This is a genomic window from Algivirga pacifica, from assembly GCF_039543525.1.
Classification (GTDB): Bacteria; Bacteroidota; Bacteroidia; order Cytophagales; family Flammeovirgaceae; genus Algivirga; species Algivirga pacifica.
Genome location: NZ_BAABJX010000059.1, coordinates 91,575 through 117,157, shown reverse-complemented (window position 1 = coordinate 117,157; position 25,583 = coordinate 91,575). Strand labels below are relative to the sequence as shown.

The following is a 25,583-nucleotide window of genomic DNA, read 5'->3' as shown; positions in this document are numbered from 1 at the left end:
GTATCCTTTTATCTCGGCTCTAGTAAATCCCACTTATTCCCATACAAATCCTGAAAGATCACCACCGTGCCATAAGGTTCTACTCTTGGCTCTTCCAGAAAGACAACTCCCTGAGCTTTCATATGGTCGTAATCTTCCTGAAAATTATCCGTAAAAAGAATCATCAAGACGGCATCTCCGGCTTGCTTTCCGATGATTTCTTGTTGAAGGGGTGTTTCTGCTTTACACAATACCAAGGCACAATCCTGACTGTTTCTAGGCAATAGACGGATCCACCTTCTACCTTCTCCGTTGTCTATATCTTCTGCAATCTCAAATCCCAGGCAGGTCGTATAAAATGATAAGGCCTCTTCATAATCCCTTACCAGTAGGTTAATATTAGCTATTCTTTGCGACATCGTATGATTATATTTTTTCGCAAAAAAGGGTGAAAAGACTGAGGATAGCAATAGGGAAGGATATTTTCCTACAGGCTCTCTTTTTGACTTATTGGGGTGTAACTTGTTTATTGTCAATTTTGTATATCGTAATTTAGGATCTATTTTCAGATCCTTTTTGTTTCACTAAGAGCTTGTTTGGAATACTGATTTAGATAAAGAAAATTTCTATAACCTGTTCAAATCAAGTCAGATTTGAAGATAATAGTGGTTCTATTTGATGAGAATATGAGTTGATTTGAATAGTTATTAGAGAGATTTTCTTTCTGAATCAGTACTCCAAACAAGCTCTAATGTTCTAAATACAAAAAGATGAAAACATATAAGTCGAAATTTGGATACGGTATCATAGGATTTGTAGTACTGATTTTGTCTTCTATTCTTCTGTTTATGATTTACCAAAATGAATCTACTGAGACCATTGTGTCTGTTGCAGGAATTCATCTTTTGGTTTTGGGATTCTGTCTTTATCTTAACTTTTCTACTAAGTACACTATTACAGACCAGGGACTTTTAAAGGTTCGATGCGGCTTTCTATACAGTAAGGAAATTGATGTTATGAAAATTAAGTCTATTAAAAAATCAAATAATCTTATCTCTTCTCCTGCACCTTCACTAGATAGGGTTGAAGTAGCTTATGGGAAATATGACGTGGTTATCATCTCTCCTAAAAAGAAAGTGGAATTTGCTGATCATTTAACTCAAATAAATCCAAGTATTGAAAATTGCATTGACGGAATCAGAAACCCTTCAAAATATGGTATTTAGAGCTTGTTTAGAATACGTCTTCAGATAGAAAATTCCTCTAATCACTGTTCAAATCGACTCAAATTTTCGGTAAATAGAACCACTATTCTTCTCAAATTTGAGCCAATTTGAACAGGTTATAGAAATTTTCTCTATCTAAATCAGTATTCCAAACAAGCTCTTAATGCAATTCAATAGTATTCAATCTAAAGTCATCCCCCAACTATTTTTTTTTGATATCTTTGCAGAATGAGCACATTTGAAGATTTCAAGATCAAAAAACAGTTATTCAATGCCCTTACGGAGTTGGGGATTGAACAGCCTACACCAATACAGGAGGCTTCTTATTCGACCATTCTTGGCGGTTCAGACTTTGTGGGAATAGCACAAACAGGAACAGGTAAGACGATGGCTTATTTACTGCCTATTTTACAGGACTTGAAGTTCTCTAAAGATCCTCATCCCAGAATACTTATCCTGGCACCGACCAGAGAACTGGTGATTCAGATTGTAGAGCAAATTGAACAATTGACCGCTTACATTACGGTAAGGGTGGTAGGAGTCTATGGTGGTAGTAGCAATATCAACAGGCAAAAGCAAGCAGTTGCTGAGGGAGTAGATATTCTTGTGGGTACGCCTAGAAGGCTTTATGACCTTGCCCTGACCAATGTGCTAAGATTGAAATCCATTAAAAAACTGGTGATTGACGAGGTGGATGTCATGCTGGATTTTGGTTATAAAACACAGCTGAAACATATCTTTGAGTACTTGCCAGAGAAACGCCAAAATATTCTATTCTCGGCGACGATGACACCTTATGTGGATGGACTGATTGATGACTTCTTAGTCAATCCTGTCAAGCAAACCATGGCGGTCAGTGGTACTCCGGTGGAGACGATTACACAGGAAGCGTATGCTGTTCCTAATTTTTATACCAAGGTAAATTTACTGAATCACCTGTTGAGCGATAAAGAAACACACCATAAGGTATTGATCTTTATCCGAAGTAAGGCGATTGCAGATAAATTGGCCGAAACCCTGGATTTCTTTGCCGAAACCTCCGTGATTCATTCCCGAAAAGAACAGAATCACCGTGTCAAATCTATAGAGAAATTTGAGGAGGGAACAAGTAGAATCTTAGTCGCTACCGATGTGATTGCCCGAGGGATTGATATTGATAATATCAGTACGGTGATTAACTTCGATACCCCTATGTATCCGGAAAACTATATTCACCGAATTGGACGAACGGGTCGAGCCGGACAGGAAGGGCATGCCATTCTTTTGTTTAGCGAGAAGGAAGTCGAGTTCAAGGAGGCGATTGAAGACCTGATGAACTATCGTATTCCACTGCGTGAACTTCCGGAAGAGGTCAGTATTTCAGAGCAACTTATTCCTGAGGAAAAGGATAAGCCAAAGGATTGGTTTGAGGAAGAGCCTATGCCTGCACCTTCTTCTGATGTAGGTCCTTCATTTCACGAGAAGTTGCCTAAAAACAATCGTGAGAAGCAGGAGAAAAAAAGCTACGGTCAAAAAATGAAGGAGAAGTATAAAAAGCCTATCCGTAAGGGAGATAAGATCCAGAACTTGAAGAAAAAGAAGCGGAAGAAAAGATAGTAATAGTTGATTGGTGATCGGCTCGTTAAGTTTGAAAAAATAACCGACAGTTGAGGCGGCTTGCACCGCTAGTTGAGTGGCACTGTGTGCCGTTGAGAAGCCCTTCGGGCTGTTGAGAAAGATCAGTACTGCAAAATCTCAACGTGCGAAGCATATCTCAACGGAGCGGAGCTCCACTCAACGGCACACAGTGCCACTCAACAGAGCGGTTGGGTAGTATGATGAGTAAATATTCAACCTTAACGAGCTGATCACCAATTATTTTTTAGCCAACGCATTAATCTCTGGATTCTCCAAATGCTTCTGTGTCTGTGGATAACGTACACTATTAATCATGGCTTTCCCTACCTTCACGCTGCTGGTAATGGAGTCAAACTTTCGAAAGAGTGGAAATAGTGGACGGAAGATCACATACAACGCATTGTACCAGCCGGTACTTGACTTGACACCCTTTTCAGGAATGATCATTCCCGGACGAAAAGCATAGGCATCCTTGAATCCCATAGTGAGGATAGCATTCTCTGTTTTTCCTTTTACTCTGGCCCACATAATCTTTCCTTTTTCAGAGCTATCGGTACCTGTACCGGATACATAATTGAAGACCATATTCGGGTTTAACTCCTTGAGTAATGTGGCCATATGAACGGTCATGGTATAGGTAATATGCGTATACTGCTCCTCACTCAATCCTAATGCCGATACACCCATAGAATAGAAACAAGCATCATATCCTTGAAGATGCTCCTTGATAGGGTTGAGGTTGGCAAAGTCGGAGTGAAGTATTTCTTTTACCTTGGGGTGGGTTATACCTGTTGATTTGCGGTTCAGTAATAAGATATCGGATACCTCTGCACTCTCTATACATTCCAATAATATTCCTTTACCCACCATGCCAGTGGCTCCAGTAATAATCACTTTCATATTTCTGTTGATCTAGTTTACCTTAAAAGTTAGAGCTTGTTTGAAACAGTATTTCAAACAAGCTCTTAGGTATACGGTAGAGTGAGGTATTAGGTTGGTCGATTAAGATTGAAAAAATAACCGTCATACTACCCAACAGCTTTGTTGAACCGTTGAATCGTTGAATTTCACCTTTGGTGAGTTGATTCGAGTTGATAAATTGTATGAGTACATATATTTATTATCAATCAACAGTTCAACTCGAATCAACGAGTGAAGCTCAATTCAACGATTCAACGGTTCAACATATGACGGTTATTTATTCAACTTTAATAAGCCAGCTCTAATACGTCTCTGTAAGTGTAATGCTCTTCACGGCAATTTCACCGTAGGCATCCAAAGGTTCATTATTATACCCTGTCTTGAACTCACTCAAGAAAATAGAGGATTGCGTATAGCAGCCTACCTTGAAGTAGCCTGTAGCATCGGAAGAAGCCCATGTTTTGCTGTAAGAAGTACTGCGATCCAGGTTTTCGATAAGACAGGTGATGTCTCCATTGTCTACGGTTACCGTAACTCTTAGACGTTCTCCCAAACTATAGTCCAGAGCATTGGCGGTATCTTTATTGGTTTCGTTCCAAATAATATAGACCCCTTGGTTGGCATGATATTGTACTCGTAGGGGTTCGTCCACAGGACCGTGGATCTGTACCATACTTACCTCTGGTTTTTCTACTGGAAGGTGAGTTACCCTAAGTTCTGTTTGTAGGTATTGATAATCATTCACAGACCAGTAATTGTCTCCTCCTCCTACACGCTGGCGAAGCTCGGAACGAGGATACTTGGAACCACTTGTTGTAGCTCCGGCACAATGTCCCCTAAAGTATACTTCTCCGTTGGCAGCATAGAAGTAAGGAGTATAGGTATAATCAATAAGGTTTGCATCTTTCACTTCATGCGCATTTTTGTTGCGTGAATCAACGTTAGGAGCATCAGCACTGTCGTCTCCGTTGGCATCTACAGGCAGGGTGATTTTCCAATCTACCAGACTAGGAATAATATCCGTTGGATAGACCTCGTTGCCTCCATTGTTAGGGACATCATCCCCGTTATTTCCGTAAGCAGTAACTTCTGTAATACTATTCCATGTGTTGCTGGAGTTGCCATGTCCGACGATACGAATATAACGAGCCGGTGTACTGGTAAAATCATAAGATTCCGGATCCAAGGTATTGCCACTACTACTACCCGTATATACTTGAGATAGGTTGCTTGTTGAAGACCCCAGTAAGATGTCGAAGTAAGAAGATCGTTCATTGCCTTTATACCAAGCGATGTCCAGACTACTGACCGTGTCTACACTCCCTAAGTCTAGGGTAATATAAGCTCCATCACCATTTCCAGACCAACGTGTGTTAAGGTCGCCATCCAGTACATTAGAGGCTACGTTGCCATCATCAATAGAGGCTGTCGCAGAAGCAATACTCAAAGTGGTTGAGGTAGGGGGAGTATCCACAGTGCCTACTTCATAGAGTTCAAAAGCGTCAAAACGTCCTTCTCCACCACCATAGGCTGCAAATATATCTACAGTGGTGGCCGATCCGGTCTCAAAGGTAACGCTCACTTTACTCCAGTCACTGTGATCGCCTACATTTTCATAAGTAGTACCGTTGAGGGTTGCGCCAATTTTTCCTTTTCCTTTAATATAAGCGCTTAGTTCATAAGAAGTATTGGCTTGTACTGTGGCGGATTGTACGGCTTTTCCAGAGGCTCCCGTGATTTTAGCAGACTTGGTTCCAGCATAGGCATCACTAGAGATGGCTGAAGGGTCGGTATCTGACCAACCTGACCAGTCGCTTTCAAATCCTGGGTTACTGAGATTCTGCGCCACCCTTGCGGATGATTGATAGGTGTTGTTGGGGAGAGGAGAGAGCGGTGCGTGAGTTGAGGCTTGTTTAGTACATGCAAAGTTCGTCAGTGCAAGCAGTAGAATAGCTACTGCCTGACAGATGTTGTGTGTGTTCATTGGTGTTGTTTTGTTACGTAAATATTTATTGAGTTATTAGTAAACCAGTGATTGGTTAACCAATTATAAGTAAGTAATATTTTTCCTACTTATAAAAGTATTTTTCATAATTAAACTTTAATAATCTGATTATTAGTTATTTAAATTTAATTATAAATGTTAGGTGAATAATAGGGTAGTGAAATAAAAAGTAAGAAAAGTGAAAAAAAAACGAAAAAGCTTGGTTATGTGTCAAACATACGTTTTATTTGGTTAACCAATTACCAGAAACCAAAAAGTAAGTAATATGTCAATACTTGAAAGTTTAAGAGAGATCAGTATTGAGAAGCCTTCGGATGTTATTATCCGACAGATTCGGGAGTTGATTACTTCTGGGCAGCTCAATCCGGGAGACACCCTTCCTTCAGAAAGGAAGTTGTCTGAGAAGTTTGGCGTAGGAAGAAGTTATGTTCGGGAAGCGATCAAGAAATTGGAGTTTTACGGCATTCTTCGCACCAGTCCTCAAAGTGGCACAACCGTCGCTGGAATGGGTATGCAGGCTTTGCAAGGCTTGATTACCGATGTACTGAAGATGAATCAGGGGGACTTTCACTCTTTGGCAGAGACTAGGGTGATTCTGGAAACCAATGCAGCGAAACTGGCAGCAAGCAGAAGGACAGAGGAGGACATTGAGCGTATGGAAGCGGCCTTGCTTAATTATGAGAAATCTGTAGCGGAAGGTTCCTCTGCGGTAGAAGAAGATTTGATGTTTCACTTGTCTATCTCAGAAGCGGCCAAGAATGGAGCATTGAAGAACTTACTGATGATTATCGTTCCCGATATCCTGACCTTCTACAACAAAGAAGAGGTGTGTGGAAAGGGAAGGGCAAGACAAGCGCTGGAGGAACACAAAGCGATTCTTCGTTATATCAAGGAAGGAAATGCGGAAGCGGCAGAAACGGCCATGTATGAACACTTGCAAGATGTGTTGATGCATAGCATGAAGCAAAGGACCTTGGTGTAATACAGTACAAGGGATATGCCTGGGAGTTATATTGAATGCCATTTTTTCATTACAATATATCGTGAGTCCATGTTTCAATGATATGGCCAGGAAATAGAAATAAAAACAAATATTACTTCACCCCTACTGCTTGGGGGAAACATAAAACTATTAAACAAAAAGAACACCAATAAACTATTTATCAAACTGCTGTAGGGGCGCAACGATCAGGCAGGGAGATAGATTTTAATATCTAATCAATAAAAAAAAGAGAGGCTTTGGGGAGCCTCTCAACACAATACGATCAGTAATCTTCACGAATCGTTTATTTAATTTATCTACTATGCTTACGACACATACGTTAGGGCTAAGAGTTTGGGTAACGAGACTTTTAGCTTGCCTGCTACTCTATTGCCTAAATGCTACGGCAATAGCACAATCAAGTAACCAGGTGATCTCCGGAAAAGTTTTGTCCTCGGATACCAATGAACCATTACCGGGGGTAAACATTCGAATAAAAGATACCATCAAAGGAGTAGTCTCTGACTTCGATGGTGCGTTTACCTTAGAAGTAGCTCCCGGAGAGATCTTGCAATTTAGCTACATTGGGTATGAGACGCAAGAAGTAACTGTGGATAATCAGACCTCTTTGACAATTTCTTTGGTACAAGACCTGGAGCAATTGGAGGAAGTGGTGGTTATCGGATACGGTACTCAAAAGAAATCACATCTAACCGGATCAATTTCCAAAGTAGAAAATGAAATGCTAGACCAGATTCCAACAGCACGCGTGGATGAAGCATTGATTGGTCAGGTTTCAGGAGTAAATATTCAAATGACGAACCCACAGGCGGGTGCTGCGCCAACCATCAGGGTAAGAGGGGTTGGTTCTATTAAGGCTAGCTCTGAACCTTTGGTTGTAGTGGACGGGGTCGTTGTAAATGGAGACTTCCTGGCCAGTATTGATATGACCGATGTGGCTTCTGTAGAAGTATTGAAGGATGCTTCTTCTGCTGCTATCTATGGTTCTAGAGGTGGTAATGGGGTCATTATGATTACAACCAAGTCCGGTCAGGCAGGGAAGACTAAGTTCTCCTTCAACTCATATTATGGTCAGAAGTATATTCCAGTCAAAAAGGACTTCTTGCCTTCACTAGCTGATTGGGAAGCTCAGGTATTGGCGTCCGACGGAGATACTGGACGTCTGGAATACATCAAAGCATTGGGTACAGAGACCAACTGGCAAGAAGTAATGTTTGATGGTGGTAGCGTACAAAACTATTCGTTGAGCGCAAGTGGAGGTAGTGAAAATACCAAGTTTAGAGTATCCGGTGGATACATGTCAGATGATGGCGTTTTGTTGACCGATTCATATAACAAACTAAACTTCCGATTGAACTTGGATACGAAGTTGAATGATCGAGTAAGTGTAGGAATTAAGTTAAACCCTTCTTATACACAGAAAAGATTATTCCCAATTGGCGTACACGATGCGCTGAGGCAGTCACCATGGTTGCCATTGTATCATGACGAGCATACGATACAGTTCGTGGATAGAAACAAATATCCAGATGTTAAGGTGGGAGATTATGCGATGGAGCGTCATTTTGATAACCATCCTGATTATACCAATATCAGTACTACTTCTAATGCCAGTCCGTTGGCAAAGGTATTGGAGAGAGACCGTAGAGAGAATACCTTGAAGGTCTTTACGAATGCCAATGTAAAGGTGAAACTAGCGAAAGGATTGAACTTCAAGACGTCCATTGGTGGTGATTACATGAGCAGAGTAAGAGATTATTGGACAGGCACAAAAGCAGACCGTCGTGGCGCTTCCAGAGCGGAACTGCAATACCGCACATACAATAACTTACACTGGGTCAATGATAACGTGTTGACTTATAACCTTGAAGTGGGAGATCATGAAATGAATGCTGTAGCCGGGATGTCTTTTGAAAAATGGCAATACGAGTCTTCAGAGGTATTGGGTACAGGATATGAGTTTGACTATATCCGTACGATTAATGCCGCAAGTGTGATCGCAGAGGGAGATGGTGTGAAGTCTGCTGTGGCCTTGCAATCGTTTTTCGGAAGGGTCAACTACGCTTTCCAAGGGAAGTATTTAGCTTCCGTGAGTGCGAGAACAGACGGTAGTTCGAAGTTTGGCTCAGATTATAGATATGGTTTCTTCCCTGCATTCTCTTTAGGTTGGAGAGTAAACGAAGAAGGATTCTTGAAAAACAGTGACCTGATTTCTAACCTGAAAGCAAGATTCAGCTACGGTACGACGGGTAACAACAGTGGTATCGGCCCTTATGATCACTTGGGACTACTGTCACCAGGAAGTGCAGTGATGGATGGAGGTATCGTGACCAGTTTCTATCCAAATAATATCGCTAGCCCAGAGTTGAGATGGGAAAAGCAGTTGGAGATCAACCCAGGGGTAGACTTTGGATTCTTGGATAACCGCATCTATGGTTCATTCGATTGGTATCAAAGAACCAGTGACGATTTATTGTTGCCACAACCAATTCCTTCTGTGACAGGCTTCTCAGAAACGACGGTCAATATGGGAACAGTGGAAAACAGAGGGGTAGAAATTGAGCTAGGAGTACACTTAATTACCAACAAAGATTATTCATGGACAATCTCAGGGAACCTATCACAAAATAAGAACACCTTGGTGGATTTTGCTGGGGTAGATGACTTGATCTCTATTGTAGATAGCAAACGTCCAGCAGAGTGGATCGCTTCAGTAGGACAACCTATTTCTTCTTTCTATGGCTATGTAATGGAAAAGGAAATTGCTCCTGAGTATCTGAAGAATTCGCTTTATCCAGTAGGTGGGCAGTCTCAGGATGTGTACGTAAAAGACTTGAATGGTGATGGAGAGATCACGCCGGATGACCGTACAATTTTGGGATCACCATATCCTGACTTGGTATGGAGCGTAAGCAACACGTTTAAGGTAAGAGATATTGACTTCTCATTTATGTTCCAGGGATCACACGGTGCAGAGGTTAGAAATATGGACCCTCAGTACGTAAACAATCAGTTCTCAGGAAATCAGGATTACAACGACGAGTTCCCGGATGCTGATAAAGTAGTACAGCGTATCTTCACCGATGATATTGTACAAGATGCTTCCTTTATCGCATTGCGTTCATTGAACTTGGGCTATACAATGCCAAAAGCATGGGTAAACAAGATTGGCGCGGAGAAATTGAGATTCTATTTCTCAGGACAGAACCTACTGTACTTGATGTCAGAAGAGTACTCTAGCTTCAACCCGGAAGGAATCAATCAGGGACAGGATAATCCACTGACATATGGATATCAGCGTGGTGCTGCACCAATTCCAAGATCTTATACTGTAGGCCTTAACCTTGAGTTTTAAACGGAAAAAATACCATGAGAAAAATACTAAACTATACGCTATGTCTGGGATTGATGACCGCAACCTTGTCTTGTGAGTCTTTCCTGGATGAGAAGCCAATCTCAGCATTGGGAGATAATGGATTCTACCAAAACGATGGAGAAGTAGAAGCGGCAGTCTATGCGATCTACGATGGGTTGCAAGAGGTTGTTCAGGAAGAGTATGCCTTGACAGAAATGCGCTCGGATAACTCCGGTACCAAAAACTCAGAAGGAGAGTGGGCACAGTTCGAAAACCTTAATATCGATATTAACAATAGTGTGGTCGCAAGGTATTGGGCCAACTATTACAAGGTGATTTTCAGGGCGAACACCATTCTGGAGAACTTGGATGCTGTGAAAGATGAGTCACTTCGTCAGCAATTTGAAGGGGAAGCGAAATTTGCAAGAGCAATGGGACACTTCTATTTGGTAAGCCTTTTCGGGGATATTCCTTTAATTGATAAAGTAGTGTATACCTCGAATCAGGAGGCCTTCGCAAGAGTAGCGTCTTCAGCAGTATATACTGCGATCACTAACGACTTGACAGAAGCAGCTGCATTACTGTTGGATAGGGGAGCCGTGGCTGAAGGACGCGCAACCAAAGGTGCTGCACAAGCATTGCTAGCAAAAGTATACCTAACACAAGGAATGTATGCGGAGGCAAAAGGATTATTGGATGCTTTAATGTCATCCGGAAGTTATGCCTTGGTGGATGACTTCAACGATGTCTTCTATAATGAGTTGAATGATGAGATCATCTTTGCGATTCAGTACCTGGATGACAATGAGGCAGAAAGCCAGATTTTCTCCTTGGAGTTTACAGCACTAGGAAAGGCGAGCGGTCTAAACTATGCAACGAATGATCTTCAGGATCTTTATGTAGCAGAGGATTTGCGTTTGGCAACAACCCTGACAGAAGACAAGAGAGCAACGGCTAAGTTCCTGACACAATCAAGCAATGCAGAGCTTTGTGGCAATGATTGGATTGTCCTAAGGTATTCGGATGTACTGCTGATGTATGCAGAAGCCATTCTGGCAGGAGGAAATGCGACGACTGATGCCGCTGCATTGTCTGCTGTAAATGCTGTTCGAGCTCGTGCAGGCTTGGCTGACCTGACAGAGGTAACAAAAGAGAACTTGCTTTTGGAAAGAAGATTGGAGTTCGCTTTCGAGAATCAGCGATGGTTTGACCTGCAGCGTTTCGGAGTGGCAGAGCAAGTGTTGAGTGCTTTTGCACAAGCAGAGGGATTCACCTTTGAGCCAACTTCTTTGTTGCTGCCTATTCCTCAAAGAGAGATCAACGTAAGTAGTGGATTGCTAGAACAGAATCCAGGCTACGCAGGAGGTAATTAAGTTGGTTATTTGACAGCACAATGCTGTCATAGAATATATTGTAGGCCCTCGCCTCACGGCGAGGGTCCACAAAAAGCTAGAAAAGAACATCACAGTAACTCTAAGTTTTCCATTGACTGAATGGAGGTAAGAGATTTTTTAAATTATTACGTGTATATATAATAGTTATTAATAATAAAAATACTGGAGCTATGTGGAAGTATATCTTACAACTATGGGTGGCAGCTACCTTACTTTTTTCTTGTGAGCAACACGGACGTATACTGGTCAAGGATACAGCAGCACTGCAGGAGGCGATTGCTGATGCAGCAGCTGGAGATACGATTGTGATGCAGGAAGGAAAGTGGAAAGATGTAGACTTGAAGTTTGTAGGAGAGGGGACAGCAGAGGCTCCTATTGTACTGATGGCAGAAAAGGAAGGGAAGGTAGTATTGACAGGAAATTCATTCTTGGAAATAGGGGGAAGCTACTTGGAGGTACATGGCTTGGTGTTTAAAGAAGGGTATGCCAAGAAACGTAGTGTCATTCGATTTAAGTCAGGAAAAGCATTGGCCTTTCATTCTCGTTTGACCGCTTGTGTGATTGATGGGTTCAATCCTCCTAATCGTTTTGACAAGAATTATTGGGTAGAGGTACACGGTCAGCACAATCAGATAGACCATTGCTACTTTGGGGGAAAACTCAATAGTGGCGTAACGTTGGCGGTGCGATTGAACGATAAAAGAAGCTTGAATAACCACCATAAAATCATTAATAATTACTTTGGTCCTAGACCTAAGTTGGGATCTAACGGAGGTGAAACCTTAAGAGTAGGGGTATCCACTTATTCGTTGGAATCATCCAACACCTTGATCGAAAACAATTACTTTGATCGCTGTAGCGGAGAGGTAGAAGTGGTTTCTATCAAGTCATCCGATAACATTATCAAAGGAAATACATTCTATGCTTGTGGAGGAGTGCTAGCACTACGTCATGGGAATAGAAATCAAATTCTGAATAACTACTTCTTAGGCGAGAACGAACCAAATACAGGAGGAATTAGAGTGATTAATGCAGGACATACGATTGAAGGAAATCACTTTCAGGAGCTAACTGGACAGCGATTCTTTGGAACAATTCCTGTGATGAACGGAGTACCCAATTCTCTGATCAATCGTTATCACCATGCACAGGATGTAAAGATTACCAACAATCATTTCTTCTACTGTGATTATATCACATTGGGAGTAGGCGCAGACAAGGAGCGTACCGAGGCTCCAGAGAATATCGTATTTAGCAATAACCTATTTTATCATCCCGAACAGAAAACATTAATTACCTCAAAAGTGCCACTGAGTGGATTTACTTTTGAAAACAATACCTATCGTAACCGCTCAGGCCAATGGCACTGGAGTGGTATGAAAGCGACAGATAATATATATAATAAGGACGAAAACGGATTATACAGTAACGTTGACTATCAACCTGTATTGACAGCAACGGCCCAAACTGCAGGACCTGCCTGGTATAAAAACACCGGGCAGGCAGCAGTGGCCAAAGGAACGAACAAACGTGTCAAGAGCCAATTCCAGCAAGCGATGGCAGAGGCACAAGAAGGAGATACCTTGACGTTGGAGATGGAAGAAGTACGCTTTGAGGAGCCTATTGTATTGACAAAAACAGTGGTCATCCAAACGGAAAAACAGAAGAAGGTGACGTTTAGATATCCAGAAAATGAGAAGCAACAGCCTTTCTTTATCATAGATAATGGTGGAAGCTTATCGGTAAGCGGAATTCGTTTTGAAGGACGTTCCTCTAAAGGAATAGCTAAGTCAGCCATTCGAACGGTACAGCAGCCGATGATTCAACACTATAATTTGAACGTAGAATATTGCGACTTTGTAGACTTTGATGCCTCCAAATACTGTGCATTCGAAGCAGCTGCCAGTACGTTTGCAGATACCGTAGCTTTCCGTCATTGTACGTTTGAAAATATCTCGGGTAATGCGATTAACCTGAATGGAGAAAGAGAGCAGCAAGGGAAGTATAATGCTGAGTATGTGGTGATGGAAGACTGTAAGTTCTACAAAGTAATGGGAAGTGCCTTGGCAGTAACCAGAATGGGGAATGACGAAAGTACAACGGGGCCAAAGGTCAACATCAATCGATGTGAGTTTGTAGAGGTCAATAATAAGGAGCTGGGTAGTGTCCTGCTACTATGGGGAGTACAGCAACTCCATATCGAAGATGTATTCTTTCAGGATGCCGGAAGAAGTGGACGTATCATAAAGTTTGAAGATCCGGCTTGGGCGAATAGTTATATTGATTATGTGTTAGCCTTGAATTCAGGAAAAATAGAAACATTTTATCCTAGAGCAGGAAAACATATCTATCAGTATCCAGAAGGGAATTACACTCCGGAAAAGGTGGAGCAGTGGAAGAAGACACTAGCGAAAGGGCATTACTTAGGAATGCCTGTCGCAGAGGAATCATTGACTTTAAATGCGCGTAAGGATGTGGAATAAGGGATTGATCATTGGATGGATATGGAGCTGTTGCTTGGCAACCGTTGCTTTTGGGCAACAGCATCCTACTTTAACCTTGACCAAAGAGGGAGTGCAAGACATCCGAAAGCAGATGCCACAGGCCCCTCTTTTTATGGAGACACTGGAGCAGATGCAACAGAAGATTGACAAGGTAGTAAGGGAGGAGATAGCAGTACCTGTACCGAAAGATCCGGCAGGAGGGTATACACATGAGAAGCATAAGGAAAATAGTCGGTTGATGTATCAGGCTTCGGTTCTGTATCAACTGACAGGAGAACAAAAATACGCAGGGTTTGTCACCGAACTATTGGAGGCGTATGCGGAAATGTACCCTACGTTACTAGAGCACCCTATCAAGAAATCATATGCGCCAGGAAAGTTATTCTGGCAATTGCTGAACGAAAGTGTGTGGTTGGTATATGTAGCGCAGGCATATGATGGTGTATATGATTACTTGACGGAGAAGCAAAGGGAACGTATTACGACTGACTTGTTAAAGCCCTTTGCTCATTTCTTGTCAGCAGAGAATCCTGAGGTATTTAACCGGATTCATAACCATGGCGTTTGGGCAGTAGCAGCTGTAGGGATGACAGGATATGTGCTGGAGGATCAAGCGTTGGTCAATAAGGCACTTTATGGCATGGAACTGACGGCAGGGATTGCCCATAAAGAAAAAGGAGAGGCAGGGTTTTATACCCATTTGGATGCCTTGTTTTCGCCAGATGGGTACTATACGGAAGGACCTTACTATCACCGATATGCCTTGACCCCGTTTATGCTTTTTGCTTTGGCGATTGAAAATAATGAGCCAAAGCGACAGATCTTCAAGTATAGGGATGGTATTCTGCTAAAAACAGTAGAGACACTTTTACAGCTTACCAATGTCGACGGAACATTTTTCCCATTCAATGATGCGATCAAGGGAATGGATTATACGACCAGTAGCTTGGTAGCAGGGGTAGATCTTTTATATGCTTATGGGAAAAAAGATCCTGCATTACTCTCTATTGTGGAAGAGCAAAATACGGTACTGTTGAATCAGGCAGGCTTAAACGTAGCCTTAGCATTGGCGGATGGAAAACAGCAACCTTTTAATAGAACGTCTTTGGTGATTACGGATGGGAGCTCAGGAGATGAAGGAGGAATAGGAATCCTTCGTACGGGAAAAGGAAAAGAGCAATGGACCACTTCCATGAAGTATACCTCTCACGGGTTGAGCCACGGGCATTTCGATAAGCTTTCTTTACTGATGTATGAAGGAGCACAGGAGATTTTGCAGGATTATGGAGCGGTGCGCTATGTCAATGTCAAGCAAAAAGAGGGAGGACGTTACTTGCCGGAGAACAAGACCTGGGCACATCAGACGATAGCCCACAATACCCTGATTGTTGACGAAACATCACATTATGATGGGGATAAAAGAAAATCTTCCAAGCATCATGGGGTATTGGTTTATGCACAGCAGGAGAAAGAGTTTCAGGCATTATATGCCATGGATACGACCGCTTATTCAGGGGTGCGTATGGGCAGAAAATTGGTGATGATAGAAGGAACTTCAGACAGGGAGGCAGTAATGCTGGATGTCTTTTCGGCTGAAAGTGAGGAAGTGCATCAATATGACCTGGCCTATCATTATCAAGGACAGGTGATGAATGCTGATTTTATAGAAAGTACCGCCAATCAGCAAATGCAAGTGTTGGGACAATCCAATGGGTATCAACATCTATGGAAAGAAGGAGAGGGAATTAGCCAAGAGAGCAATACGACTTTTACATGGCTGAAGGGAAATCGCTTTTATAGTATAGCGAGTATTAATGAGACAGGTACTCGCTATCTCTTGGGCAGGTTAGGAGCCAATGATCCTAAGTTCAATTTGAGAAGGGATCCTGTCCTGATACAACGAAGAACAGGGAAGCATGCTCGCTTCATTAATGTGATTATACCACATGGTGGACGTAATCAGGTCACTGAGTTGACAAACCGAACAGAAACTCCTATCGCTGAAGTAAAGGAGCTAACCTTAATGAAAGGATATGAAGGAGTAACGATAACGTGGAAAAATGGAGAAGAATTACAGGTGTTTTGGTCAACAGAAAAGACCATGACCAAAGATAAACACCAAATAGAATATAAGGGGTACAAATACCAATGGGAAGGCCCTGTATATGTTTCAGCAATGAAATAAGAAATCAAAAAATCAATTACCTATATCAAAGAAAAGCATATGGAAAATAAAAAAACATTTCACCTGGACAGAGAGCAAGAATGGGAAGTAATGGGAGGTGGTATCTCCAGAAAAATCATGGGATACGATGAGACCATTATGATGGTGAAGGTGCAGTTTGAGGAAGGAGGAGTGGGTGCTCCCCATGAGCACTACCATGCACAAACGACCTACGTAGTAGAGGGGACATTCGAAATGACCATTGGGGACGAAACTAAAATGTTGAAGGGAGGTGATTCCTTTTACATTCCTCCTCATGTAGTCCACGGAGTGATTTGCCGCGAAAAAGGGATGTTGATTGATGTATTCAGTCCTGTAAGAGAGGACTTTCTGGATGGAAGTAAAGTATCGTATTTCGGAACCGAGGAAAATGCATAAACATGGAAGAGGTATATCATAAAGTAGCACCGGTAGAAGAGTCCCATAAGGGCGCTTCCCCTTCAGCTCCCTCCAAGAAAGGGTTCAAGCTGAAAGGATTGAGATGGTGGATTATTGGCTTGATCGCCCTGGCCACCATTGTAAACTATATTGACCGTTCTGCCCTGGGGATTATGTGGCCTACTGTGGCCAAGGAGCTAGGGATGGACAAGGGAGATTATGCCATTATTCTGAATGTGTTTATGGTGGCCTATGCCTTAGGGCAATCTTTATCAGGAAAGTTGTTTGATAAGGTGGGGACCCGTGTGGGCTATGTATTGTCCATTGGACTATGGGGACTTTCTACGATGGCCCATGCCTTGGCCGTTGGGTTGAGAAGCTTTAGCTTATTCAGAGTGACCTTGGGTATTGGAGAAGCAGGAAACTGGCCCGGAGCCGTGAAGAGTAATGCGGAGTGGTTCCCAATGAAGGAGAGAGCCATTGCACAAGGAATATTCAATTCCGGGGCTGCCTTGGGATCAGTTATCGCACCTCCTTTGATTGCGACCTTGTTTATCGCTTTCGGATGGAAAATCACCTTTGCCATTATTGGAGGAACGAGTCTTTTGTGGGTAATTCCTTGGTTGATCTTGAACAAGAAAGGTCCGCAGGAACACCCTTGGATTACCGATCAAGAAAGAGAATACATCAAGTCGGGACAGAGTGAGTTTGATCAGGATGTCAAGCATCAGAAAAGCATGAGTATGAGAGAGCTGTTGTCTTACAAAGCTTCTTGGGCAGTACTGGTTTCAAGATTCTTTCTGGAGCCGATCTGGTGGCTGTTCGTGGGATGGATGCCGATTTATCTGGCCGATGTATATGGCTTTGACGTAAAGCAGATCGGACTGTTTGCCTGGGTGCCTTACGTAGGTGCAGCCGTAGGAAGTATTGCCGGAGGATGGGTAGCAGGACTGCTTATCAAGAATGGTAAGACCGTAAACAGCGCCCGTAAGACAGTCATCACCACAGGAGGACTGATTATGTTTGCAGGCTTGGTGGTGACGGTTTTGGCCGCAAAATCAGCCTTAGCCTTTGTGATTATCGTCTCCTTCGTATTGCTAGGATTTCAGTTTGCCATTGGAAACATACAGACTCTGCCAAGTGACTTCTTCAATGGAGCTTCCGTAGGGAGTTTGGCTGGACTGGGAGGTACAGTAGGTGTATTCTCCGTGATCTTAATGAATTTCTTAGTACCTGTGATTGTAGAGCAGGTTTCCTATACACCCATTTTTGCAATGATTGCCCTATTTGTACCCTTAGGAGTCTTGGCAATCTACATGTTGGCTCGGGATATCAAACCGATCAAGTAGTGAAAATGACAATTAAACCCGACTACTGGGTATGAGGTATCTGTTTTCTTGTATACCTATTTGAAAACGTGGTAGGGACATGCCATTGGCATGTCCGGAACGTTTGAAAATGCATGAAAATTAGTTCATGTCTGATAGTCAGAATTAAATCATAAAAGCCTTTAATCGGGTCAAGAAAAAATTAACAACTAAAAAATAGAATTAATTATGAGTAGTTTATTTGGAAAGGTAGCCGTAGTAACAGGCGGTGCAAGAGACATCGGTAGAGCAGTTTCATGTAAGTTAGCCGAGATGGGTGCTAAGGTAGTCATCAACTATTATGACAACGTACAGGATGCAGAAGAAACACTTCGCCTTATTCAGGCAAAAGAAGGGGAGGCGATCATTGTACAAGGGGATATGATGAACAAGTTCGATGTGAAAAACCTGGTACAAACAGCCGTAGACACTTACGGAGAAGAGATTCATGTACTAGTCAATGTGGCAGGTGGGCTAGTAGGCCGTAAGCCAATCGAAGAACAGGACGATGAGTTTTATGACCTATTGCTAAACCTTAACCTGAAGACTGTATGGCAGGTCACTAAAGAAGTGAAAAACTATATGACTAACGGTGGCTCTATTGTAAACTTTGCTTCTCAAGCAGGTAGAGATGGTGGAGGACCAGGTGCTTCATTATACGCAACGGCCAAAGGTGCCGTGATGACCCTAACACGTGCATGGGCTAAGGAATTCGGCCCTCAGAAAATTAGAGTGAACGCACTTTGCCCAGGTATGATTGCCACCAAGTTCCACGATGATTTCACCAAGGATGAGGTAAGGTCCAAAGTGGCTGGTGGAACTCCATTAAGAAGAGAAGGAAATGCTGAAGAGGTAGCGGATCTGGTAGGTTACCTGGCTTCTGAAGAGTCAAGCTTTATCACTGGTAATAATATTGATATCAACGGAGGATTGGCATTCTCTTAATCATAAGAAGTCATTAGTAATAGAAAAGGCTGTTTCATCCATGGATGGGACGGTCTTTTTTTGTATTTCATGGTAATAGTTCTTGTATCTACAGAAGAAAACCATAGCACTTTACCGCTATCCTTCGTAACTTAAAGAAAATTGCTACCCTTCCACTGTAGATTACATTAACTATCAGGGATAAGTGATGTATTAATCGTCCAAGCCCATTTAAGGATTTAATCACAGGGAAGTACTTCTGGAGCAAGGTCACATATAGTGTAGAGTCCATTGCATGGCGCCCCTGAGCATCGCTTAAACTCATTAATGGGCATAATTTTCTTTTGGAGGTAACTGTTCTCTCGAATCCTACAAAAATGTAGTCAATACGAGAAGGAAGTAATTTGACCAGCTTGACAGAAAAACGTTTTTTCTGCCCTGTTCTTTATGTGCCTTGCTAAAACAAGGTAGTTTTTTCGTTCTTTTTTTGATGATTTTGAGCCTTTCATATAGTATCCGTTTGAAGGAAATATCACTTCTTTGAGTGCTGGGGCTGGTACGGGTTTCAAGTATACTTATAATGGGAAAGAGGAACAGGGGGAGACTGGGTGGTTGGATTACGGCGCCAGGATGTATGACCCTGCTGTGGGGAGATGGTTTGGGGTGGATCCGCTTTATCAATATACTAGTGGATATACCTATGTAGGAAATAATCCTATTAAAATGATTGATCCTACTGGTCTATGGGGAGACCCTTTTGATAAAGAGGATGGACTTCATCTTTAGACTTGCAGTGGCAACTATATGGAAATGGCGCCTCACTCGCTCCTGCATTGACTTTCTCACAAGGATTTGGAATTGGCCGTGATGTAGGGTGGTCCCTTTCGTTTTCAACTTCTTATTATATAGGACCAATGGGGGACCTTGATAGGAATAGGATGGAAACAATATCAATTACAAGTAAGAGACTTTATCCTCCAACTTATTTTCACTCTTCATCTTTAGGAATACCTACTTTATCTTCAACCTTTCAATTTGATACGAAAAACTACATTCATACAAGTAGTGTAGATGTGATAGGAACATCACTTTTAGATGGAGGAACTAGTGGAGTTTCGAATACATTTCTTATTTATGACTTTTATAATAATTCTAATTAACATGAATAACTATATCTATTTTCTTGTATTAATTTTACTTACATCTTGTGAAGCTTTTTCAACAAATGATGATAATACAATAGGTATTAAAGGAATTTTTCTTGAGATAAATCATGTACATTCAGGATGTTTTGAAATAAGCTATCTATCCAATGGATGTAAAAAGCATTTTCCTTTATGTAACCCAAAGGGGGGAGATTTTTTTAGAGGGGCTTTTCAAAAAGGTGATTCGATTATAAAACTACCGAATCAAGAATATTTTGACATATATCGAAATGGGAATAAAGTCAAAAAAATAAAATTTTCATATCCTCAAAATCTATTAGATCCATATAACTAAAAAATATAATATTCCCGTTCACACACAGTATATTTGAATAGATAATATTAATGGAAGGCTAACTCTATTTACTAGCCTTCCATTTTTTATATAAAGAATGTTGGTGCAAGGTTTACCTTGTACCTAAAATGACGAAAGCATTTGCTTTCGAGTCGCTTATTTCACGGCAATTCGGAATCGCTACACGACGTGCATACTTCCGTCATTTCTAGTCCAAGTTGAAACTTGAACTAGCATCATTCAATAAGACAGACACATCACTGCAAGTCTCTTGTACACTACATTTATCCTTGGGGTTACTTATCAAAACTCCAACTAGGTAACTCAGATAGGGGTGGGATTCATCTCGTCACTATACGAAACACGGCGATTTTTTATTCGATCTATCAATCCATCACCGACCTCCACTTCCCTCTCATACCATCCGAGCGTGGACGCTCGCCGAAAGCGCTTTTAGGTCGTAGCGTGGACGCTACGACCAGTATGGTGTGTTAATCCAACCTATTACCTATTTCCTGTCCGTAGGGGCATTCCTGCAGGAATGCCCCTACGGACAGGATCGGGATTCATATGGCCCCGCAATCCCCCCTCATAAACAAAAAAAAGCCACTCACAACATGTAAGTGGTTTTCAAATTTTTCGTTTTCAACATATTCCACACAAATAATTACTTAAAGTATTTTCTCAGCCTTTCCTTCCCTCAATTGGGCCACCGTTTCAATCACCTCTATGACTTTATCTTTGATAGCCTCTGGGAAAACGCCTTGGGTAGGGTTGGTAAACAGTTGGGAGCCTAGTCCCACACAGAATACCCCAGCATCAAACCATTGCTTTAGGTTTTCCTCTGTGGTTTGTACGCCTCCGGTAGGCATGATCTTGAGGTCAGGACAAGGTCCTAAGACACTTTTGACAAAGGTAGGTCCTAAGACACTTCCAGGGAAAATTTTAGTTAAGGGGGCACCTAGACGTTGGGCATTGATCACTTCGGTAAGCGTACCACAGCCCGGAATCCAAGGAGTACCATGTTGCTGACATAAAGCACCCACTTCAGGATCTAAGATAGGAGCTACGATAAAGTCAGCGCCTAGGTCTAAGTATACCTGACAAGTTGCCGTATCTAAGACAGACCCTATGCCCAAAGCCATTTCAGGGTAATATTGCGCTCTTTGTGCCAAAAGTTCCTTGAACACACTAGGGGCAGGAAGGCCTCGGTTGGTAAACTCAAAGGCCCTGATACCAGCTTCGTAACAAGCAGTAAGTAAGGAAACCATAAAAGAGGCATCTTCATGGTAGATCAATGGAAGAATACCCGTACGTTGTATTTTTTCTAGCACGATGGCTGAAGTGTTTGCAGTTTGATGCATTGGTTTTGGTTATTTTAATATGTTTTGTAAATCTTTCAGTCGGTTATGTTCATGTTGTTTAATTGAGCTTCGCTCGTTCATGATGTTTAGTTGAGTTTATTGTTTTTAGTTATTTTATTGAGCTTCGCTCAATGACTATTGCCTCATAGAGACAATGCAATGATCATCATACTAAATAGAAAGCGAAGCTTTCAAAAAAACAACAAACTCAGCTAAACACTATGAACGCAATTGCGAAGCGATTGCAATTAACATACGCCGTGTAGCGGTATGAACAAAGCGCTTATCGAGCAACTCTACCAGAGCTATCGCCTTCCATTAGTGGAAGAATTTCCTCCACAGAAAGCAAACTGGCATCTCCCAGAATAGAGTGTTTCAAAGCGGAGGTAGCGGCAGCAAAGTTGATGGTCTTCTGTAAGTCAGTACCGAAATTACGGAGCCCATAGATGATACCGGCAGTAAAGGAATCGCCAGCTCCAATACGATCAATAATACCATTAAGCTCATGAATCGGAGAGTGCTTGAACTGCTCCCGGTCAGCAATCATGGCAGACCATCGGTTATCGGAGGCACTGAGTGAACCTCTATGCGTGATGGCTACGGTTTTACACTGTGGAAAACGTTGCATCAGCAGGGAGACAAACTGTTGGTATTTCTCATAGTCCGGATCCATGGTAAAACGCCACCCAGGTACGGCAAGATCAAAAAATACCTTGGAGGCATTAACGTCTCCTATGATGACGTCACAGTATTCTACGAGTTCAGGCATAATCTCATTGGGGGGAATACCGTAGTTCCATAGTTTGTGACGGTAGTTTAAGTCCGTAGAGATAGTCACACCTGCTTTGCGGGCAGCTTTTAAAGCTTCCAAGGTCAAAGCTGCAGCAGAAGCAGAAACTGCTGGGGTGATACCGGACCAATGTAACCAGTCTGCTTGCTCAAATATTTTTTCCCAGTCAATACTTCCTGTAGGCAAGGTTCCGAAAGCGGAGTGGTCACGATCATAAACGACTTGACTACTTCTACTTAGGGCTCCATTTTCCAGATAATAAATACCTAAACGATCGCCGGTTTGTTGGATATGCTGAACGTCCACCCCATGACCCTGAAAAAAATGGAGTGCTTGTTTTCCTATAGGATTGTCAGGTACGCAGCTGATGATACTGCTAGGCTCGTTTAAGTAAGATAAACCAATGGCAACATTGGCTTCAGCACCTCCAAAAGTAATGTCAAATTGTTGGGTTTGCTGAAAGCGTAGTTTTCCGGGAGGGGATAGTCGCATTAATACTTCCCCGAAGGAGCAGACTTGTTTTTTCATGTGTTATTTCTAATTAGTGTAATCGATTGCATTAATTGCGAAATAAAAAACTTCCCTATGATAAGGAGGAAGTTCTTGTAAGGAGTTCTGGGAGAAGATCGATGATTTTTGGAGGGGTAGTCAGCGTTTTAAATCGCTGAAGTAACTGCGCTCCAATTTGCATTCCCAGTTGTTTACTTTTTTGATCAATTGTTGAAAGAGGAGGGCATAAATAAGCCGTAAGTGGCTCATTACTGTAGCCAACGATATGCACATCCTCAGGTATAGTATACTTTAATTCTTTAAGGTACTCCATCGCACCAATAGCCGTATAATCACTGGTACAAAAGAGTCCAAAAGGTGGTGAGAGTCGCTCCAGAAGTTGTTTCATCCCCTGGTATCCAGCCTCAATACTACTTTCTACTTGCAGACAGTATTCCGGAATAAAGGCTTTTTCCTTTTCTTCCAATGCCAATTGATATCCTTTGAAACGGTCTTTATATATATTCAAACTCAAACTGCTGTGTAAACAGGCGATAGGCACATCTTTTTGCTGAAGTAGGTGTGCCGTAGCGAGTCGCCCTCCTTCAATGTCATTGATACATACACGGTCCGCTTTTACGGTGCTGTCTATTCGATCAAACATAAGTAAAGGAGTACCTTGTTCGACGACCTTATGCAGGTGGGTATTTTTACCTATACTTTCTTTAGAAATAGAAATAACAATAGCATCTACCTGCGCATTAAGTAAGGTGTCAATATTCTGAATTTCTTTTTCCAATTGATCGTTGGACTGGCAAATAATCACATTATATCCCTGTTCATTCAAGACGGATTGTAGACCGCTCACTACTGAAGAAAAGAAGTTTCTATCAGCCAAAGGAACAATCACGCCTACCGTTTGGCTACTACCCTTGCGTAGGGCAGAGGCCAGTTGATTTCTTTCATATCCTAGCTGTTGAGCAGCTTCACGTACTTTTTTCTTGGTACGCTCACTGATCGCTGGATGATCATTTAAAGCCCTGGACACCGTAGCGGCAGTGGTCTGCAGATGTTCTGCAATATCATGTATAGTGACTTTCTTTTGCATCTTGGGGGTAATTTATGCAATCGATTACATAAATGCAAATCTAGTTGGGAAAAGTGCGGTTTAGCAAGGGCGTCCCTTGTGGTCGCCCCGACAAAGGAGGAAAGCACAAACAAAAAAGGATGAAAGAAAAAGAAAGCTCACCCTCGAAAGGTTTACATTCCTTCATCCTTCATCCTTCATCCTTCATCCTTCATCCTTCATCCTTCATCCTTCATCCTTTAGTCTAGCATAAAGCCAACAACTAAACATCATGAACGAGCGAAGCTCAACTAAACAATATGAACGATTATCAAGTCATCAATACTGACTTGAAGTAGTCAATTTGCTTTAACGCTTCTCCGGTACCTCTTACGACTGCTCTTAGTGGATCTTCCGCTACATGAACAGGCAGTTTGGTTTTCATAGACAAGCGTTTGTCCAAGCCTCTTAGCAGGGCTCCGCCACCTGTTAGGTGAATACCTCTGTCGTAGATATCCGCAGAAAGTTCAGGAGGAGCTGTTTCCAATGCTCTTAGTACGGCTTCTTCAATCTTAGAGATGGACTTGTCAATTGCAAAGGCAATTTCTGTATAGGAAACCTTGATGATCTTAGGAATACCTGTCATTAGGTCTCTACCTCTTACTTCAAAGTCTGATGGTGCAATTTCGTCATCTAGTTCAGACATGGCAGCACCTACCTCGATTTTAATTTTCTCTGCAGATCGCTCACCGATCAATAGGTTATGCTGTCTACGCATATAATCCAGGATATCTTTTGTAAAGACATCACCGGCTGTACGGATCGACTGGTCACACACAATACCGGATAGTGCAATTACTGCAATCTCAGTGGTACCTCCTCCGATATCAACGATCATGGAGCCTACGGGTTCTTCGATATCAATACCAATACCAATTGCTGCGGCCAATGGCTCTGGAATCATATACACCTCTTTAGCTCCGGCGTGTTCTGCAGAGTCCCTTACGGCACGCTTTTCTACCTCTGTAATTCCTGAAGGAATACAGATAATCATACGGTGCGATGGAGAGATCAAACGATTCTTGTTACGATCGATCATCTTGATCATCCCACGAATCATATGTTCTGCGGCGTGGAAGTCGGCAATAACACCATCTCTTAGCGGTCGGATGGTTTTGATATTTTCGTGTGTCTTTTCGTGCATCAGCATCGCCTCAGAACCAACGGCAATTACCTTTCCGGTAACCCTGTCCAAAGCGATGATGGAAGGTTCATCGACAACGACTTTGTCTTTGGAAATAATAAGTGTGTTGGCTGTACCAAGATCGATGGCTAAATCGCTTGAAAAAAAGTCAAATAAGCCCATTCTTTAGTATATCTAATATGTTAAGTTTTTTGAACTCGAAAATTGTACTGAATCAATACTTTTTAGTATTGCCCTATGTGGTAAAGCAATGATGAGGGGCTAATGTTCCTT

General features: G+C 42.1%; 20 protein-coding genes. 13 read left to right on the top strand and 7 right to left on the bottom strand.

What is annotated here, in order from left to right:
- Positions 1–8: 8 nt before the first annotated feature.
- Entirely contained in the window at positions 9–398 is a 390-nt protein-coding gene (locus ABD985_RS19030) for a VOC family protein (RefSeq protein ID WP_345374558.1), read from the bottom strand.
- A gap of 351 nt (positions 399–749) precedes the next feature.
- Here ABD985_RS19030 and ABD985_RS19025 point away from each other — a divergent pair, with 351 nt between their 5' ends.
- Positions 750–1,205, top strand: coding sequence for a PH domain-containing protein (locus tag ABD985_RS19025; protein WP_345374556.1), 456 nt, complete (start codon positions 750–752; stop codon positions 1,203–1,205).
- A gap of 228 nt (positions 1,206–1,433) precedes the next feature.
- Positions 1,434–2,801 carry a DEAD/DEAH box helicase gene (locus tag ABD985_RS19020; protein WP_345374554.1) on the top strand — a complete coding sequence of 456 codons (1,368 nt, stop codon included), beginning with the start codon at positions 1,434–1,436 and terminating at the stop codon, positions 2,799–2,801.
- A 258-nt stretch (positions 2,802–3,059) separates the two neighbouring features.
- Here the strand turns inward: ABD985_RS19020 and ABD985_RS19015 are convergent, their stop codons facing one another.
- The gene (locus ABD985_RS19015; protein ID WP_345374552.1) at positions 3,060–3,722 is read right to left on the bottom strand and encodes an SDR family oxidoreductase; all 663 of its coding nucleotides are present in this window, start codon (positions 3,720–3,722) and stop codon (positions 3,060–3,062) included.
- Between the two features lie 322 nt (positions 3,723–4,044).
- The gene (locus tag ABD985_RS19010) at positions 4,045–5,727 is read right to left on the bottom strand and encodes a polysaccharide lyase family 7 protein (protein ID WP_345374550.1); all 1,683 of its coding nucleotides are present in this window, start codon (positions 5,725–5,727) and stop codon (positions 4,045–4,047) included.
- A gap of 286 nt (positions 5,728–6,013) precedes the next feature.
- On the opposite strand from ABD985_RS19010, the gene ABD985_RS19005 reads away from it, so the two are divergent.
- The 11 genes from ABD985_RS19005 (at position 6,014) to ABD985_RS18955 (ending at position 20,397) form a co-directional block, all read left to right on the top strand.
- Positions 6,014–6,730, top strand: coding sequence for a FadR/GntR family transcriptional regulator (locus ABD985_RS19005; RefSeq protein ID WP_345374548.1), 717 nt, complete (start codon positions 6,014–6,016; stop codon positions 6,728–6,730).
- Positions 6,731–7,052: 322 nt separating this feature from the next.
- On the top strand, positions 7,053–10,106 hold the full coding sequence (locus ABD985_RS19000; RefSeq protein ID WP_345374546.1) for a SusC/RagA family TonB-linked outer membrane protein: 3,054 nt from the start codon (positions 7,053–7,055) through the stop codon (positions 10,104–10,106).
- 14 nt (positions 10,107–10,120) lie between these two features.
- Positions 10,121–11,479, top strand: coding sequence for a RagB/SusD family nutrient uptake outer membrane protein (locus tag ABD985_RS18995; protein WP_345374544.1), 1,359 nt, complete (start codon positions 10,121–10,123; stop codon positions 11,477–11,479).
- A 191-nt stretch (positions 11,480–11,670) separates the two neighbouring features.
- The gene (locus ABD985_RS18990) at positions 11,671–13,983 is read left to right on the top strand and encodes a polysaccharide lyase 6 family protein (protein WP_345374543.1); all 2,313 of its coding nucleotides are present in this window, start codon (positions 11,671–11,673) and stop codon (positions 13,981–13,983) included.
- Entirely contained in the window at positions 13,973–16,189 is a 2,217-nt protein-coding gene (locus ABD985_RS18985; RefSeq protein ID WP_345374541.1) for an alginate lyase family protein, read from the top strand. Before ABD985_RS18990 ends, ABD985_RS18985 begins: the two co-directional genes overlap by 11 nt.
- Positions 16,190–16,228: 39 nt before the next feature.
- A complete protein-coding gene (locus ABD985_RS18980) occupies positions 16,229–16,606 on the top strand; it encodes a cupin domain-containing protein (RefSeq protein WP_345374539.1) in 378 nt (125 codons plus the stop codon).
- Between the two features lie 2 nt (positions 16,607–16,608).
- The gene (locus ABD985_RS18975; protein WP_345374537.1) at positions 16,609–17,955 is read left to right on the top strand and encodes an MFS transporter; all 1,347 of its coding nucleotides are present in this window, start codon (positions 16,609–16,611) and stop codon (positions 17,953–17,955) included.
- 207 nt (positions 17,956–18,162) lie between these two features.
- Positions 18,163–18,918, top strand: a complete 756-nt coding sequence (locus ABD985_RS18970; RefSeq protein ID WP_345374536.1) for an SDR family NAD(P)-dependent oxidoreductase — start codon at positions 18,163–18,165, stop codon at positions 18,916–18,918.
- 519 nt (positions 18,919–19,437) lie between these two features.
- Complete coding sequence (locus ABD985_RS18965; RefSeq protein ID WP_345374534.1) at positions 19,438–19,683, top strand: RHS repeat-associated core domain-containing protein; 246 nt, start codon at positions 19,438–19,440, stop codon at positions 19,681–19,683.
- A 2-nt stretch (positions 19,684–19,685) separates the two neighbouring features.
- A complete protein-coding gene (locus ABD985_RS18960) occupies positions 19,686–20,057 on the top strand; it encodes a hypothetical protein (RefSeq protein WP_345374532.1) in 372 nt (123 codons plus the stop codon).
- Position 20,058: 1 nt separating this feature from the next.
- The gene (locus tag ABD985_RS18955) at positions 20,059–20,397 is read left to right on the top strand and encodes a hypothetical protein (protein ID WP_345374530.1); all 339 of its coding nucleotides are present in this window, start codon (positions 20,059–20,061) and stop codon (positions 20,395–20,397) included.
- A 671-nt stretch (positions 20,398–21,068) separates the two neighbouring features.
- On the opposite strand, the gene ABD985_RS18950 is transcribed toward ABD985_RS18955, so the two are convergent.
- The 4 genes from ABD985_RS18950 to ABD985_RS18935 all read right to left on the bottom strand — a co-directional run bounded on the left by ABD985_RS18950 (position 21,069) and on the right by ABD985_RS18935 (position 25,472).
- Entirely contained in the window at positions 21,069–21,761 is a 693-nt protein-coding gene (locus ABD985_RS18950) for a beta/alpha barrel domain-containing protein (protein ID WP_345374528.1), read from the bottom strand.
- A gap of 283 nt (positions 21,762–22,044) precedes the next feature.
- Positions 22,045–23,079, bottom strand: coding sequence for a PfkB family carbohydrate kinase (locus ABD985_RS18945; RefSeq protein WP_345374526.1), 1,035 nt, complete (start codon positions 23,077–23,079; stop codon positions 22,045–22,047).
- A 55-nt stretch (positions 23,080–23,134) separates the two neighbouring features.
- Positions 23,135–24,148 carry a LacI family DNA-binding transcriptional regulator gene (locus ABD985_RS18940; RefSeq protein WP_345374524.1) on the bottom strand — a complete coding sequence of 338 codons (1,014 nt, stop codon included), beginning with the start codon at positions 24,146–24,148 and terminating at the stop codon, positions 23,135–23,137.
- Between the two features lie 289 nt (positions 24,149–24,437).
- On the bottom strand, positions 24,438–25,472 hold the full coding sequence (locus tag ABD985_RS18935) for a rod shape-determining protein (protein WP_345374521.1): 1,035 nt from the start codon (positions 25,470–25,472) through the stop codon (positions 24,438–24,440).
- Between the last annotated feature and the right edge of the window lie 111 nt (positions 25,473–25,583).